Consider the following 13,841-nt stretch of genomic DNA (forward strand, 5'->3'; position numbering starts at 1 on the left):
CCGGCTGATAGTCGACTCCTGCCCGCACGGTCTGGAGGGCGCATGACCCACATCAAGGTGACCGTGGACGGCACGGTCTACGAGGACGACGTGGAGCCCCGGCTGCTCCTCGCCCACTATCTGCGCGACCGCCTCGGACTGACCGGCACCCCGATCGGCTGCGACACCTCCAGCTGCGGGGCGTGCACGGTCGACCTGGACGGCGCGACCGTCAAGAGCTGCTCGGTGCTGGCCGTCCAGGCGGACGGCTCCGCGGTGACGACCGTGCAGGGGCTGGCGAGGGACGGCGAGTGGACGGCGCTCCAGCGCGCGTTCCACGAGCAGCACGGTCTTCAGTGCGGCTACTGCACCCCCGGCATGATCATGGCGGCGCGGGACCTCCTGCGGGAGAACCCGCACCCCACCTCCGGGGAGGTGCGCGACGCCCTGGAGGGCAATCTCTGCCGCTGCACCGGTTACCAGAACATCGTCCGCGCGGTGCTCGCCGCCGCCGGACAGGAGGACGGCGCGGGGGCGCGGGCCGAGACCCCGTCCGGAGCGCAGATCGGCGAGGAGGTCGGGGCATGACCGATCAGGCCGTGGCGGGCGGGGTCGGCGCGGGGCGGGAGGTCGGCCGGTCCCGGCTGCGCAAGGAGGACGCCCGGCTGCTCACCGGGCAGACCACCTGGACCGACAACATCCAGGTCGCCGGGCTGCTGCACCTGGCCATCCTGCGCAGTCCGATGGCGCACGCCCGTATCACCCGTGTCGATGTCGCGCCGGCGCTCGAACGCCCCGGTGTGCTCGCCGCGTTCAGCGGCGCGGACCTCGCCGAAGGGCTCGGCTCGCTGCCCTGCGCGTGGCCGGTGACCGAGGACATCGTGCTGCCCGACCATCCGCCGATCGCGGTGGAGGAGGTCCGCTACGCGGGCGACCCGGTGGCGGTCGTCGTGGCGCGCGACCGGTACGCGGCGGCCGACGCGCTGGAGGCCGTCGAGGTCGACTACGAGCCGCTGCCCCCGGTCCTCGACCTGGAGGCGGCGCTCGCCGAGGGCGCCCCGCTGGTCCACGCCGACAAGGGCACCAACCGCTGCTACACCTGGCCGCTGGCCGCCGGCGAGAGCTTCGAGGCGGTGCGCGGGCGCGCCGAGGTGACGGTGAAGCGGCGCTACCACCAGCAGCGGCTCATCCCCAACGCGATGGAACCGCGCGCGGTCGTGGTCACCCCGCTCGCCGCCTCCGGCGAGTACACCGTGTACTCGGCCACCCAGATCCCGCACATCCTGCGGATCATGCTCGCCACGGTCACCGGCATCCCGGAGCACAAACTGCGGGTGATCGCCCCGGACGTCGGCGGCGGCTTCGGCTCCAAGCTCCAGGTGTACGGCGAGGAGGCCCTGGCCCTCGCGGTCGCGCGCAGGCTGGGGCGGCCGGTGAAGTGGAGCGAGTCCCGCTCCGAGGGCTATCTCGCCACCCACCACGGGCGCGGCATGATCCAGGACATCGAGGTCGCGGCCACCCGCGAGGGCCGGCTGCTCGGCCTGAAGGTGGACCTGATCGCGGACATGGGCGCCTATCTGATGCTGGTCACACCGGGCATCCCGATCCTGGGCGCGTTCATGTACCCGGCGATCTACAAGATGGACTCCTACGAGTTCACCTGCACCGGTGTCTTCACGACGCGGACGCCCACCGACGCCTACCGGGGCGCCGGCCGTCCGGAGGCGACGTTCGCGATCGAGCGGATCATGGACGAGCTGGCCGCCGAACTGGGAGTGGACCCGGTGGAGTTGCGGCGCCGCAACTGGATCCGGCACGAGGAGTTCCCGTACACCACGATCGCCGGGCTGACCTACGACAGCGGCGACTACGAGGCGGCCACCGCGAAGGCGCTCGACCTGTTCGGCTACGACGCGCTCCGCGCCGAGCAGCGTGAGCGCGCCGAGCGCGGTGATCCGGTGCGCCTGGGCATCGGCGTGTCGACGTTCACGGAGATGTGCGGCCTGGCGCCGAGCCGGGTGCTGCGCGACCTGAGGTACGGCGCGGGCGGCTGGGAGGCGGCGAGCATCCGGATGCTGCCCACCGGCAAGGTCGAGGTGGTCACCGGGACCAGCCCGCACGGGCAGGGACACGAGACCTGCTGGAGCCAGATCGCGGCGGACGTGCTCGGCGTGCCGTTCGAGGACGTCGAGGTGCTGCACGGCGACACCAAGTCCTCCCCGCAGGGCATGGACACCTACGGTTCGCGGTCACTGGCCGTGGGCGGCGAGGCCGTGCACCGGGCGGCGACCACGGTGGTCGGCAAGGCGCGCAAGGTGGCCGCGCATCTGCTGGAGGCGAGCGAGCAGGACCTGGAGTTCCGGGAGGGCGTCTTCTCCGTGAAGGGCTCCCCGGAGGCGCGCAAGTCCATCCAGGAGATCGCCTTCGAGGCGTTCACCAACCACGATCTGCCCGACGGGGTGGAACCCTCCATCAACGCCGAGCACGTGGTCGACCCGGAGAACTTCTCCTTCCCGCACGGCACCCATCTGTGCGCGGTCGAGGTCGACACGGAGACCGGGCGGACGCGGATCAGGTCGTACGTCTGTGTGGACGACGTCGGCCAGGTGGTCAATCCGATGATCGTGGAGGGTCAGGTGCACGGCGGGCTGGCGCAGGGCATCGCGCAGGCGCTGTACGAGGAGGCCGTCTACGACGACGAGGGCAACCTGGTCTCCGGCAGCATGGCCGACTATCTCGTGCCCTCGGCTCCCGATCTGCCGGAGTTCGTGACCGACCGGACCGAGACCCCCGCGGCGTCCAACGCGCTCGGGGTGAAGGGGGTCGGCGAGGCCGGGACGATCGCGTCGACGCCCGCCGTGGTCAACGCCGTCGTGGACGCGCTGCGGCCGCTGGGCGTCCACGACGTACGGATGCCCTGCACCCCGGAGCGGGTGTGGCGCGCGGTGAGGGAGGCGACGGCATGATTCCCCCGGCGTTCGAGTACGCCCGCCCGAAGACCGTCGAGGAGGCGGTACGGCTGCTCGGTGAGGCGGGCGACGAGGCGAAGGTGCTGGCCGGCGGGCAGAGCCTGCTACCGCTGCTGCGACTGCGCCTCGCCTTCCCCGAACTCGTGGTGGACGTGGGGCGGATCCCTGGACTCGCGGGGGTGCGCGAGGACGGCGACACCCTGGTGATCGGCGCGCTCACCACCCACCACGGCGTGATCCGCGATCCGCTGGTGCGCCGCCACGCGGGCCTGCTGGCGGCCGCCACGGCGACCGTCGCCGATCCGGCGGTACGGCACCGGGGCACGCTCGGCGGCTCGCTGGCGCACGCCGACCCGGCCGGCGATCTGCCCGCGGTCGCGCTGGCGCTGGACGCCGAACTGGTCGCGGCGGGCCCGGACGGCCGACGCGCCATCCCGGCACGGGAGTTCTTCGTCGGCTATCTCCAGACGGCGCTCTCCCCGGACGAGTTGCTGGTCGAGGTGCGGCTGCCGAAGGCGGACGGCTGGGGTTTCCACTACGAGAAGTTCCAGCGGGTGGCGCAGTCCTGGGCGATCGTCGGGATCGCGGCCATGGTGCGCCGGGAGGACGGGCACATCGCCGAGGCGCGGGTCGGCCTGACCAACATGGGCGCGACCCCGCTGCGGGCGAGAGCGGCGGAGGCGGCGCTGGCCGGTGCGGACGGGCCGGACGCGGTGGCGCGGGCCGCGCGGTCGGTGGCCGAGGGCACCCAGCCGGGGCAGGACGCCTCGGCCGCACCCGACTACCGGGCGCATCTGGCACAGGTGCTGACCAGGCGGGCGGTGCTGACCGCCGCCGGGATGGGGTGAGCGCCGATCACCGGGATGGAGGGCCCGGACCAGGTGCGGGCCCGCCTGGAGGAGACGGGGTACCTCGTCGACGAGGGACTGGCCGTCACCTGCTACCTGGCGCTGAGACTGCACCGGCCGCTGTTCTGCGAGGGCGACGCGGGCGTCGGCAAGACCGCGCTCGCCGCCGCCCTCGCCGAGGCGCTCGGCGCGCCGCTGATCCGGTTGCAGTGCCATGAGGGCATCGACGCCTCGCAGGCCCTGTACGACTGGGACTTCCCGCGTCAGCTGCTGCATCTGCGCGCGGCGGAGGCGGCCGGGGTCCGGGACGCGGAGCGGCTGGAGGGCGAGCTGTACGACCGGCGGTTCCTCGTCGCCCGGCCGCTGCTTCAGGCCCTCCAGACACAGCCGTCGGTGCTGCTGGTGGACGAGATCGACCGGGCCGACGACGAGTTCGAGGCGTTCCTGCTGGAGCTGCTGTCCGAGTACGCGGTGACGATCCCGGAACTGGGCACGCTGCGGGCCGAGGTGCCGCCGGTGGTCGTCCTCACCTCCAACCGGACCCGTGAGGTGCACGACGCGCTGAAGCGACGGTGCCTGTACCACTGGTTCGACCATCCTGGCTTCGCCCGCGAACTGGCCATCGTGCGCCGTCGGTTGCCGTCGGTGTCGGTGCGGCTCGCCGAGCAGGTGACGGCACTCGTCCAGGCGTTGCGCGGTGCGGACCTGGTGAAACCGCCGGGTGTCGCGGAGACCATCGACTGGGCCGAGGCGCTGGCCGCCCTGGGCGCGAACGAGGTCGACGCGGAACTCGCCGTCTCCACGCTGGGTTCGGTCCTGAAGTACCGGGAGGACACGGACCGGGCGCGAGGGCTCGACCTGGCGGCGGTGCTGGCGGCGCGGGGCGGGTGAGCGGTATGGCCGGCGGCGGACAGGAGGACACGCCGGAGATTGGGGTCGCGGGCGCCGGGCTCGCCGGGGCGGATGCCGTACTGCTCGGCTTCGTACGGGCGTTGCGGGCGGCGGGGGTCGAGGCGAGCACCGAGCGGGTGTACGCCTTCCTGCGGGCCGTGTCCGTGCTGCGGCCCGGAGTACGGGCGGATGTGCGCGTGGCGGGGCGGGCGACGCTGTGCGGTTCCCCGGACGACCTGGAGCGTTACGAGCGGGTGTTCGCCGCCTACTTCGGTCACGCCGACGGGTCCACCTCCCTGCCGACCGTCCGCGCCCCTGCCCCGCCCCGGCCCCGGCTGCGCGCGCGTGACGCGGCGAGCGGTGGCCGTGCCGGGGGCGAACGCGATCCGATGGGCCCGCCCGCCGCGGTGCTGGCCAGCTCCACCGAGGTGCTGCGGCACCGTGACATCGCCGCGCTGGACGCCGCCGAGCGCGCCCAACTCCACCGTCTGCTGGCGGCATTCGCGCTGCGCGGCGAGGCCCGGCGCTCCGCGCGGCGGCGCCCCGCGCGGCGCGGGGCGGTGGATCCCCGCCGTACCGTGCGCGAACTGCTGCGGCGCGGCGGCGAACCGGCCCGGCTACGCCGGCACGCCCGGGTGGACCGGCCGCGCCGGGTGGTGCTGCTGGTGGATGTGAGCGGTTCGATGGCGCCGTACGCGGACGCGCTGCTGCGCTTCGCCCACGCGGCGGCGCGGGGCGGCCGTACGGAGGTCTTCACGATCGGCACGCGCCTGACCCGGGTGACCCGCGAACTGTCCCCGCGGGACCCGGACACGGCGATGGCGGCGGTCGCGGCGGCGGTGCCCGACTGGCGGGGCGGCACCCGGCTGGGCGAGCTGCTGCGCGAGTTCCTGAACCGCTGGGGGCAGCGGGGCATGGCGCGCGGCGCGGTCGTCGTGCTGCTCTCCGACGGCTGGGAGCGCGACGATCCCGCGCTGCTGGGCGCCCAGATGCGCCGACTGCACGCACTGGCCCACCGGGTGATCTGGGCCAACCCCCGCAAGGCGCGGCCGGGTTACGCGCCGACGGCCGCGGGGATGGCGGCGGCACTGCCGAGCGTGGACGCGTTCGTGACGGGACACAGCCTGGCGGCCCTGGAACGGCTCGCGGCGGTGGTGCGCGGGGCGGAGGCCGATGAGGTCCCGGGGAGGGAGGGCGGCTTGGGTCCGGCGGCGGGGGCCGGGCGTTGATTCCTTCGACCGCACGCCGTACTACCGTCGCGGCAGCCGGTGCAGGGTCACCTCGGTGAGCGTCCCGGCCGCCGCCTCGGCCGTCATATAGGTGCAGTACGGCTGGCGGCGGCGGTCGGTCGGCGAGCCGGGGTTGAGCAGGCGCAGGCCGCCGGGGGCGGTGGTGTCCCAGGGGATGTGGCTGTGCCCGAACACCAGCACGTCGAGGTCGGGGAAGCGCGCGGCGCAGCGGGCCTCGCGGCCCTGCGCGGACCCGGTCTCGTGCACCACCCCGAAGCGCAGCCCGCCCAGTTCGGCGTACGCCACCTCGGGCAGCCGCGCGCGCAGTTCGGGCCCGTCGTTGTTGCCGTACACCCCGATCAGCCGGCGGCTGCGGTGCTCCAGCAGATCGAGGGTGGCCGTGTCCACCCAGTCCCCGGCGTGCACCACCGCGTCCGCGCGCGGGAGTTCGTCCAGCAGCTCGTCCGGGAGCCGCTTGGCGCGCTTGGGCAGATGGGTGTCGGAGACGAGCAGGAGACGCACGGTCTCGGCCTAGGCCGCGGAGCGGGTCAGGCGGCGGAGGCCCGCGACGGCGGCGAGGGCCGCCGCGCCCGCGCCGAGGGCCGTGCCGGCGGGGTGCCGCACCAGGGCTTCCTGCCAGGAGTGGGCGTGCGCGCTGTCGTCGAACGCGCCGTGGGCGCCCCGGTCGGCGGCGGGGTCACGGTCGACGGGGGTGAAGAGGTTGTCCTCGCCGGTGGGCGGGATGCGCGTCGTCTGCTGGGAGCCGTAACCGGTGCGGGCCAGGTAGCGGTCGAGGAGGGCCGGGAAGAGGCGGTTCGCCCAGATGGTGGCGACGGTGGAGGCCCCGATGTAGTACTGCTTGCGGCGGGGGTGATCGGCCGCGTACACGACGCCGCGGGCGGCGACCTCCGGCTGGTAGATCGGCGGGACCGGCATGGGGTGGCGGTCCAGGCGGGAACGGACCCAGTCGAACTGCGGGGTGTTCACGGCGGGCATCTGGGCGATGGTGACGCGCACCCGGCTGCCGCGGTGCAGGAGTTCGGTGCGCAGCGAGGAGGTGAAGCCGTTGATGGCGTGCTTGGCGCCGCAGTACGCCGATTGCAGCGGGATCGAGCGTTCGCCGAGCGCGGAGCCGACCTGCACGATGGTGCCCCGGTCGCGCGGCAGCATCCGGGCGAGGGCGGCGCGGGTGCCGTTGACGAAGCCCAGATAGGTCACCTCGGTGATGCGCTTGTACTCGTCCGGGGTGATCTCGTCGAAGGGCCCGAACACGGAGGCGAAGGCGCAGTTGATCCAGACGTCGATGGGTCCGAACTCCCGCTCGGTGGCTGCCGCGACGGCCTCCGCCTGGGCCGGGTCGGCCATGTCGGCGGGCTGGACGAGGGGGCGGCCGCCGAGCGCCGCGACCTCGTCGGCGGCTGCCGCTAGGCCGCCCTCGCCGCGTGCGACCAGGACGACATTGGCCCCGCGCCGGCCGTAGCGGCGGGCGGTGGCGCGGCCGATCCCGGCGCTGGCGCCGGTGATCACGACGGTCGTAGGCATGGCGTTCGACTCCCTTTCCTTGTCGGTGGATTCACTTCACCCGGTACGGCTCCGCACGCTCCGTCGCGAGGGACAGTCCCAGTCCGGGTGCCCCGTCGGCGCCCGGAGTGACGGTTCCGCCGCTCGGGTCCAGGACGCCGTCGAAGATCAGCCGCTCGATGCGGACGTGGTCGTGGAACCACTCCAGATGGCGCAGTCCCGGCGCCGCGGCGGCGGCGTGGGCGTGGGCGGCCGGCGCGCAGTGGCCGGAGATGTCGATGCCGTGCGCGTGGGCGAGCGCGGCGGCGCGCAGCCAGACGGTGATGCCGCCGCAGCGGGTGACGTCGGCCTGGAGGCAGTCGACGGCCCCGGCGTCGATCAGGTGCGCGAAGTACGGGAGCGTGTAGCCGTATTCACCGGCCGTGACGTCCATCGGGAGCCGGTGGCGCAGATCGGCGAGGGTGGCGAGGTGGTCGGAGGAGACGGGCTCCTCGAACCAGGTGACGCCCGCCGCGGCGAGGGGGCCTGCGAGGCGCCGGGCCTGGCCGCCGGTGTAGGCGCCGTTGGCGTCGACGTACAGCTCCGCCGCGTCGCCGATGGTGGCTCGGGCCCGGTCGACACGTTCGAGGTCGCGATCGGTACGGCGGCCCCAGGACTCCCCGATCTTGATCTTCACGCGGGGGATGCCCGACTCCTGCGTCCAGTCGCGGAGTTGGCGGTCCTGCCGCTCGGCGTCGTAGGTGGTGAAGCCGCCGCTGCCGTAGACGGGCACCTCGTCGCGGGCGGCGCCGAGCAGGTGGACGAGGGGCAGGCCGAGGAGGCGGGCCTTGAGGTCCCACAGGGCGATGTCCACGGCGGAGATCGCCTGCGCGGCCACGCCGGGCAGTCCGGCGTTGCGCACGGCCCGCAGCATCTCCTCGTTGGCGCGCGGTACATCGAAGGCCGGGCGGCCGGTGACGGTGCCGGCGAGCACCTCGCGCACCAGGTCGGCGGTGGCGGCGGGCGCGTAGGTGTAGCCGAGTCCGGTGGTGGTGCCGCTGCGGGTGGTGACCAGGACGAGGGTGGTGCGGTCCCAGGCGAGGGTGCCGTCCGCCTCGGGCGTGTCGGTGGGCACGGTGTAGACGGCGGTGTCGAGGGCGTCGATGGTCGGCCGGTCGCTCATGCGGGCTCCTCAGGCGCGGCGCCGCAGCAGGCGCCGGGCGAGCGCGGCGCCCGCGGGCAGGGCGACGGCAGCGGGCAGGGCGGCGGCGGTCGCCCAGCGGGCGGTGCGGGACGGCGGGGACGGGCGGTCGGCGAGGCGCTCGGGCTGTTCGCTCGGCAGGTTGCCGTCGAGGGCGAGCGCCAGAGCCTCGGCGAGGTGCAGCGCGCGCCGGCCGGTGCCGCCCTCCTCGATCTGGGTGCGGCAGCTGAACCCGTCGGCGAGGACCAGGCTGTCGGGCGCGGCGCCCCGCACCGCGGGCAGCACCCCCTGTTCGGCGACGGCCATCGAGACCTCGTGGTGGCCGCGTTCGAAGCCGAAGTTCCCGGCCAGCCCGCAGCAGCCCTCGTCGAGGACGTCAGCGTCGAGGTGGGCGCGCCGCATGAGTTCGCGGTCGGCGTCGTCCTTGAGGACGGCATGCTGGTGGCAGTGGGTCTGTACGACGGCCTGGCGGGCGAGTCCGGGCGGCTGCCAGCTGTCCGGGGCGTGGTGGACGAGCTGTTCGGCGAAGGTGCGGAACTGCCCGGCGAGACGCTGGACGTCCTGGTCGGCGGGGAGCAGTTCGGGGGCGTCGGAGCGGAAGACGGCGGCGCAGGAGGGTTCGAGCCCGATCACCGGGGTGCCGGCCTCCAGATAGGGCGCGAGCACGCCGAGGGTGCGCCGCAACACCCGTTTGGCGGTGTCGAGTTGGCCGGTGGAGATCCAGGTCAGGCCGCAGCACACCGGTTCGGTGGGGACGGCGACCCGGAATCCGGCGTCCTCCAGGACACGGACGGCCGCGCGTCCGATCGCGGGGTGGAAGTAGGTGGTGAAGGTGTCCGGCCACAGCAGGACCGTGCGCGGGTCGGCCGGGTCCGGCCGCTCCCCCTCACGGGCGCGCCACCACTGCACGAAGGACTCCTCGGCGAACACCGGCGCCGCACGGGAGCCGTCCACCCCGGCCAGCAGCTTGCCCGCGCGGGCCAGACCGGGGGCGTGCAGCGCGGAGTTGACCAGGGACGGCGCGAGGCGGGACAGCCGGGCCCACAGCGGCAGCCACCCCAGGGCGTAGTGCGCGGCGGGCCGCAGGCGCCCCTCGTAGTGGTGGGAGAGGAATTCCGCCTTGAGGGTGGCCATGTCGACGCCGGTCGGGCAGTCGGACTTGCAGCCCTTGCAGGCGAGGCACAGATCGAGGGCGTCGTGGACGGCGGTGGAGCGCCACCCGTCCTGGATGGCGGAGTCGGCGTGCCCGTTGAGCATCTCGAACAGCAGCCGGGCCCGCCCGCGCGTGGAGTGCTCCTCCTCCCGAGTGGCCCGGTAGGAGGGGCACATGACCCCTCCGGAGTGGCTGCGGCAGTTGCCGATGCCGACGCAGCGCAGCACCGCGCGGGTGAAGGAGTGCTCGTCGTCGGGGAAGCCGAAGCGGGTCTCGGGGCTGTCCGGGCGCCAGTCGGCGCCGAGGCGCAACTGCCCGTCGACCGGCTGCGGTCGCACCACCTTGCCGGGGTTCATCCGGTCGTCCGGGTCGAAGAGGTCCTTCAACTCACCGAAGGCGGTGACCAGTCTCTCGCCGAACATGCGGGTGAGCAGTTGGCCGCGGGCCTGCCCGTCGCCGTGCTCGCCGGAGAGCGAGCCGCCGTAGGAGGCCACGAGGTCGGCGGCGCGTTCCAGGAAGCGGCGGAAGTCCGCGACGCCCTCGGCGGCCCTGAGGTCGAAGGGGATGCGGGTGTGCACACAGCCCTGCCCGAAGTGGCCGTACAGGGACGGGTGGTCGTAGTCGAACTCCTCGAACAGCTTCTTGAGGTCGCGCAGATAGTCGCCGAGGCGTTCGGGCGGTACGGCGGAGTCCTCCCAGCCCTCCCAGGTCTCGCGGCCGTCCGGCGGGCGCGCGGTGACGCCGAGGCCGGCCTCGCGGGCCTTGAGCATCTTCTGCTCGCGTTCCGGGTCGTCGGAGAAGGCGACGTCGGGGCCGTGCTCGTCGCGGCCGACGGCGGCCAGCAGGGCGTGCGCCTGTTCGTCGACGTCCTCCTGGCTGTGCCCGCTGTACTGGACCATCAGCCAGCTGTCGCCCTCAGGAAGGATGTTGAGGGAGTCGAGGTAGGCGCCCTCCTCACGCATCAGCTGGGCCATGCGCCCGTCCAGGGCCTCCAGTTGGGTGGGCGAGCAGTGCTCCAGGAGGCGGGGGACGTCGTCGGCGGCGGCGCAGATGTCGTCGTAGCCGAGGACGAGCAGCGACTGGTACGGCGGCACGGGCACCAGGTCGAGTTCGGCGCGCAGTACGGTCACGAGGGTGCCCTCGCTGCCGACGAGCGCCTTGGCCACGTCGAAGCCGTTCTCGGGCAGCAGCGAGTCGAGGTTGTAGCCGGAGACGCGGCGCGGGATCTTCGGGTAGCCGCGGCGGATGTCGGCCAGGTAGTCGGTGGCGATGCGGTCGAGGCCGGTGTAGATCTCGGCGAGGCGGCCGCCGCCGGCGATGATCCGGGCCCGTTCGGCGGGCGGGGTGGGGCCGACCCAGGCGCGCGTGCCGTCGTAGGTGAGGATCTCCAGGCGCCGGACGTTGTCGACGGTCTTGCCGTAGGCCTGGGCGGAGGCGCCGCAGGAGTTGTTGCCGATCATGCCGCCGAGCGCGCAGTGGCTGTGCGTGGACGGCTTGGGCCCGAACTGGAGTTTTTGGCGGGAGAGTTGGGCGTTTAGTTCGTCGAGGACGATGCCGGGCTCCACCACGCAGGTGCGCCGTTCGGCGTCCACGCTGATCAGACTGGTGCAGTACTTGCTCCAGTCGATCACGACGGCGGTGTTGGTGGACTGCCCGGCCAGGCTGGTGCCGCCGCCGCGGGACAGCACGGGGGCCCCGAACCGCGCGCACACCGCGACCGCGCGGGCGCCCGCCTCCACCGTATGGGGGACGACGACGCCGAGGGGCACCTGCCGGTAGTTGGAGCCGTCGGTGGCGTAGGCGCCGCGGCTGCCGGCGTCGAAGCGGACCTCGCCGTCCACCTCGGCGCGCAGGGCCGCGGCCAGCGCGGCGCGGTCGGTCCGCTCGCCGGTGCGGCTCAAGTCCCCAGTGGTCATCCGTGCTCCTCGCGTCCGCCGGATCGGTTCCTCTCCGGCCGCCTTACCGGACCGTTCTTCCACCCGCCTGCCTCGGCGGAGTTCTCGGGCCGCCGTCACGGGTCGCCCGACGAGTACCCGCGAGTTCGTCAGGCAAAGCTGAACAGTTCCGACTGGACAGTTCCTCCTGACGGACCTAGGGTGACGGCATGGAAGACATCTCCGAGGCGGCCGTCCGGGCGGCGCGCGACCTGCGGGTGGCGTTCAGTCGGCTGCGGCGCCGCATCCGCGAGGTCGCCCAGGACGCGGACCTGACTCCGTCGCAGGAGTCGGCGCTGAGCCTGGTCGGCAAGCACGGCGCGGCCACCGCGAGCGCGCTGGCCGCCGCCGAGGGGGTGCGCCCGCAGTCCATGGCCACGACGCTGGCCGCGCTGGAGCAGCGCGGCCTGATCCGCCGCGCCCCCGACCCGGACGACGGCCGCCGCCAGCTGGTCACCCTGACCGACGCCGGCCGGGCCCGCGTCGAGGGCAACAGGCAAATGCGCGAGGAGTGGCTGGCGCGCGCCTTCCAGGACCGTTACAGCGACGAGGAACGGCAGACGATCCTGACGGCCCTGGAGCTGATGCAGCGGCTGTCGCGGCCGTAGTCACAAGGAAGTCCGCGGCCGACCCGCACCACCGCGCACGCCTCTGAACGACCCCGCACGACCGTACGACCCTGTACGACACCTGAGACAACCCCCGAAAGGTCTGGCCGACTCATGTCGCTCACCACGCTCGACCCCCGTACCGCCCTCGTCGTGATCGACCTGCAGCGCGGCATCGTGGGCTCCCCCACACAGCCGCACCCGGCCGCCGACGTGCTGTCCCGCTCGGTGGAGCTGGCCGAGGCGTTCCGTGCCCGGAACCTGCCCGTCGTCCTGGTCCGGGTGTCCTTCGCCGCCGACTTCTCCGACGTCATGCCCGGCCGCACCGAGCAGCAGGGCGGCGGCGCGCCGTTCCCGGAGGGCTGGGACGTCATCGTCGACGAACTGACCGGCCACGCGGGCGACATCCACGTCACCAAGCACAACTGGAGCGCCCTGTTCGGCACCGACCTGGACGTGCAGCTGCGCCGCCGCGGCGTCACGCAGATCGTGCTGACCGGCCTCGTCACCAGCATCGGCGTGGAGTCCACCGCGCGTGACGCCTACGCCATGGGCTACCACGTCACCCTGGCCACCGACGCGATGGCCGACCGCGACGCCGCGACGCACGCGCACAGCGTCGAGAAGATCTTCCCCCGGCTGGGTGAGACCGGCACGACGGCGGAGATCCTGGAGCTGCTGGCGAAGACGCACGGCTGAGCACACCGAGTGCCGTGACCGGCGAACGCGGCGGCCCGGCTCCCTCGCCTGTGCGAGGGGCCGGGCCGGTGCGTTGTCCGAAGCCGGGCGCGTTGGATTCCGCCGGTGTGGCGCGACCGCCTGGCGTCCCGTCCGCTCAGTCCTCTCCGCGCACGATGGTCTCCTCGGGGCCGTCCGCCTGCCGCCGGGGGCCGGTGCGGTCCAGGACGGCGGGGACGCAGGTACGTATCCCCAGCTCCCGCCGGTCCCGTCGGCCGTGCGCCCGGACCCACCCCGTCTCGGTCTCCGGTGCGCCCGGCTTCCCGGTCGTCTGCGCGATCACGTCGTGTCATCCACCCTCTGCGTCCTGCGGCCGGCGGGCCCGAAGCGTCGGCACCCGCGCGGACCTGTCCGAATCGTTCCGCCACGGGTAACCGCCCAGCCCGCCCGGCAAACGCCGCCGCGCGGCCGGGCCGCTCAGGTACGGCCGCCGCCACCGCCGCCGAAGGACCCGCTGGAGCCGGGCGACCAGCGCGGACGCCGCTGGTCGTCGGCGCGCTGGGAGCGGATGTTGCCGAGCTGGTGCGGGGTGAGCCGCTCGCTCTCGTCACCGGCCTGCGGCACATCGCGGGGTTCGCGCATCTCGCTGGTCTCGTGCACCGGGCCCGTCGGCGGCAGCTTGGGCTGCTCGTCCGGGCGCGGCGGGGCGGGCTCGCGCTGGCGTACCTTGAAGCCCAGCCGGAACGCCCAGATCAGTCCGGCGACCAGGACGACCCCGGCGACCAGGATGAGGACGTAACCGAAGGCCTGCCGGCCGGTGGCCGCTTCGTACATGGCAGTGTTCATGGACG

At 73.7% G+C, this 13,841-nt stretch carries 13 protein-coding genes; 7 read left to right on the forward strand and 6 right to left on the reverse strand.

Annotated features, from left to right (window positions below; translation table 11 throughout):
• Nucleotides 1–42 precede the first annotated feature (42 nt).
• The 5 genes from ACE4Q9_RS02315 to ACE4Q9_RS02335 are packed head-to-tail and all read left to right on the forward strand — an operon-like array spanning nt 43 to nt 5,916.
• Complete coding sequence (locus ACE4Q9_RS02315; RefSeq protein WP_397982502.1) at nt 43–567, forward strand: (2Fe-2S)-binding protein; 525 nt, start codon at nt 43–45, stop codon at nt 565–567.
• Nucleotides 564–2,945, forward strand: a complete 2,382-nt coding sequence (locus ACE4Q9_RS02320; protein WP_397982503.1) for a xanthine dehydrogenase family protein molybdopterin-binding subunit — start codon at nt 564–566, stop codon at nt 2,943–2,945. Before ACE4Q9_RS02315 ends, ACE4Q9_RS02320 begins: the two co-directional genes overlap by 4 nt.
• Complete coding sequence (locus ACE4Q9_RS02325) at nt 2,942–3,796, forward strand: FAD binding domain-containing protein (RefSeq protein WP_397982504.1); 855 nt, start codon at nt 2,942–2,944, stop codon at nt 3,794–3,796. Before ACE4Q9_RS02320 ends, ACE4Q9_RS02325 begins: the two co-directional genes overlap by 4 nt.
• Before the next feature lie 15 nt (nt 3,797–3,811).
• Nucleotides 3,812–4,687, forward strand: coding sequence for an AAA family ATPase (locus tag ACE4Q9_RS02330; protein ID WP_397982505.1), 876 nt, complete (start codon nt 3,812–3,814; stop codon nt 4,685–4,687).
• Nucleotides 4,688–4,692: 5 nt separating this feature from the next.
• Entirely contained in the window at nt 4,693–5,916 is a 1,224-nt protein-coding gene (locus tag ACE4Q9_RS02335) for a VWA domain-containing protein (RefSeq protein WP_397982506.1), read from the forward strand.
• Nucleotides 5,917–5,937: 21 nt separating this feature from the next.
• Here ACE4Q9_RS02335 and ACE4Q9_RS02340 read toward each other — a convergent pair whose 3' ends face one another.
• Genes ACE4Q9_RS02340 through ACE4Q9_RS02355 form a run of 4 tightly spaced genes read right to left on the reverse strand, consistent with a single transcriptional unit; the run spans nt 5,938 to nt 11,686 of the window.
• Complete coding sequence (locus tag ACE4Q9_RS02340; RefSeq protein WP_397982507.1) at nt 5,938–6,438, reverse strand: metallophosphoesterase family protein; 501 nt, start codon at nt 6,436–6,438, stop codon at nt 5,938–5,940.
• Between the two features lie 9 nt (nt 6,439–6,447).
• Nucleotides 6,448–7,458 (reverse strand): SDR family oxidoreductase, encoded by a 1,011-nt coding sequence (locus ACE4Q9_RS02345; RefSeq protein ID WP_397982508.1) that lies wholly within the window; start codon nt 7,456–7,458, stop codon nt 6,448–6,450.
• A gap of 31 nt (nt 7,459–7,489) precedes the next feature.
• Complete coding sequence (locus ACE4Q9_RS02350) at nt 7,490–8,599, reverse strand: enolase C-terminal domain-like protein (protein ID WP_397982509.1); 1,110 nt, start codon at nt 8,597–8,599, stop codon at nt 7,490–7,492.
• 9 nt (nt 8,600–8,608) lie between these two features.
• Nucleotides 8,609–11,686, reverse strand: a complete 3,078-nt coding sequence (locus ACE4Q9_RS02355) for an FAD-binding and (Fe-S)-binding domain-containing protein (protein WP_397982510.1) — start codon at nt 11,684–11,686, stop codon at nt 8,609–8,611.
• Between the two features lie 188 nt (nt 11,687–11,874).
• Between ACE4Q9_RS02355 and ACE4Q9_RS02360 the strand changes: the two genes are divergently transcribed.
• The gene (locus tag ACE4Q9_RS02360; RefSeq protein WP_397982511.1) at nt 11,875–12,312 is read left to right on the forward strand and encodes a MarR family winged helix-turn-helix transcriptional regulator; all 438 of its coding nucleotides are present in this window, start codon (nt 11,875–11,877) and stop codon (nt 12,310–12,312) included.
• A 114-nt stretch (nt 12,313–12,426) separates the two neighbouring features.
• The gene (locus ACE4Q9_RS02365; protein ID WP_397982512.1) at nt 12,427–13,011 is read left to right on the forward strand and encodes an isochorismatase family protein; all 585 of its coding nucleotides are present in this window, start codon (nt 12,427–12,429) and stop codon (nt 13,009–13,011) included.
• Between the two features lie 136 nt (nt 13,012–13,147).
• Here the strand turns inward: ACE4Q9_RS02365 and ACE4Q9_RS02370 are convergent, their stop codons facing one another.
• Both ACE4Q9_RS02370 and ACE4Q9_RS02375 read right to left on the reverse strand, forming a co-directional pair.
• Complete coding sequence (locus ACE4Q9_RS02370; protein WP_397982513.1) at nt 13,148–13,333, reverse strand: hypothetical protein; 186 nt, start codon at nt 13,331–13,333, stop codon at nt 13,148–13,150.
• A 134-nt stretch (nt 13,334–13,467) separates the two neighbouring features.
• Complete coding sequence (locus ACE4Q9_RS02375; RefSeq protein WP_397982514.1) at nt 13,468–13,836, reverse strand: DUF6479 family protein; 369 nt, start codon at nt 13,834–13,836, stop codon at nt 13,468–13,470.
• Nucleotides 13,837–13,841 lie beyond the last annotated feature (5 nt).

This window comes from Streptomyces sp. AM6-12, from assembly GCF_044327085.1.
In the GTDB taxonomy this organism is placed as follows: Bacteria; Actinomycetota; Actinomycetes; order Streptomycetales; family Streptomycetaceae; genus Streptomyces.

Excerpts from the sequence above, each read along its gene's own strand:
- ACE4Q9_RS02345 (WP_397982508.1), bottom strand. The coding sequence starts at position 7,458 with ATGCCTACGACCGTCGTGATCACCGGCGCCAGCGCCGGGATCGGCCGC.
- ACE4Q9_RS02325 (WP_397982504.1), top strand. The coding sequence starts at position 2,942 with ATGATTCCCCCGGCGTTCGAGTACGCCCGCCCGAAGACCGTCGAGGAG.
- ACE4Q9_RS02365 (WP_397982512.1), top strand. The coding sequence starts at position 12,427 with ATGTCGCTCACCACGCTCGACCCCCGTACCGCCCTCGTCGTGATCGAC.
- ACE4Q9_RS02335 (WP_397982506.1), top strand. The coding sequence starts at position 4,693 with ATGGCCGGCGGCGGACAGGAGGACACGCCGGAGATTGGGGTCGCGGGC.
- ACE4Q9_RS02355 (WP_397982510.1), bottom strand. The coding sequence starts at position 11,686 with ATGACCACTGGGGACTTGAGCCGCACCGGCGAGCGGACCGACCGCGCC.
- ACE4Q9_RS02375 (WP_397982514.1), bottom strand. The coding sequence starts at position 13,836 with ATGAACACTGCCATGTACGAAGCGGCCACCGGCCGGCAGGCCTTCGGT.
- ACE4Q9_RS02360 (WP_397982511.1), top strand. The coding sequence starts at position 11,875 with ATGGAAGACATCTCCGAGGCGGCCGTCCGGGCGGCGCGCGACCTGCGG.
- ACE4Q9_RS02350 (WP_397982509.1), bottom strand. The coding sequence starts at position 8,599 with ATGAGCGACCGGCCGACCATCGACGCCCTCGACACCGCCGTCTACACC.
- ACE4Q9_RS02330 (WP_397982505.1), top strand. The coding sequence starts at position 3,812 with ATGGAGGGCCCGGACCAGGTGCGGGCCCGCCTGGAGGAGACGGGGTAC.
- ACE4Q9_RS02320 (WP_397982503.1), top strand. The coding sequence starts at position 564 with ATGACCGATCAGGCCGTGGCGGGCGGGGTCGGCGCGGGGCGGGAGGTC.
- ACE4Q9_RS02315 (WP_397982502.1), top strand. The coding sequence starts at position 43 with ATGACCCACATCAAGGTGACCGTGGACGGCACGGTCTACGAGGACGAC.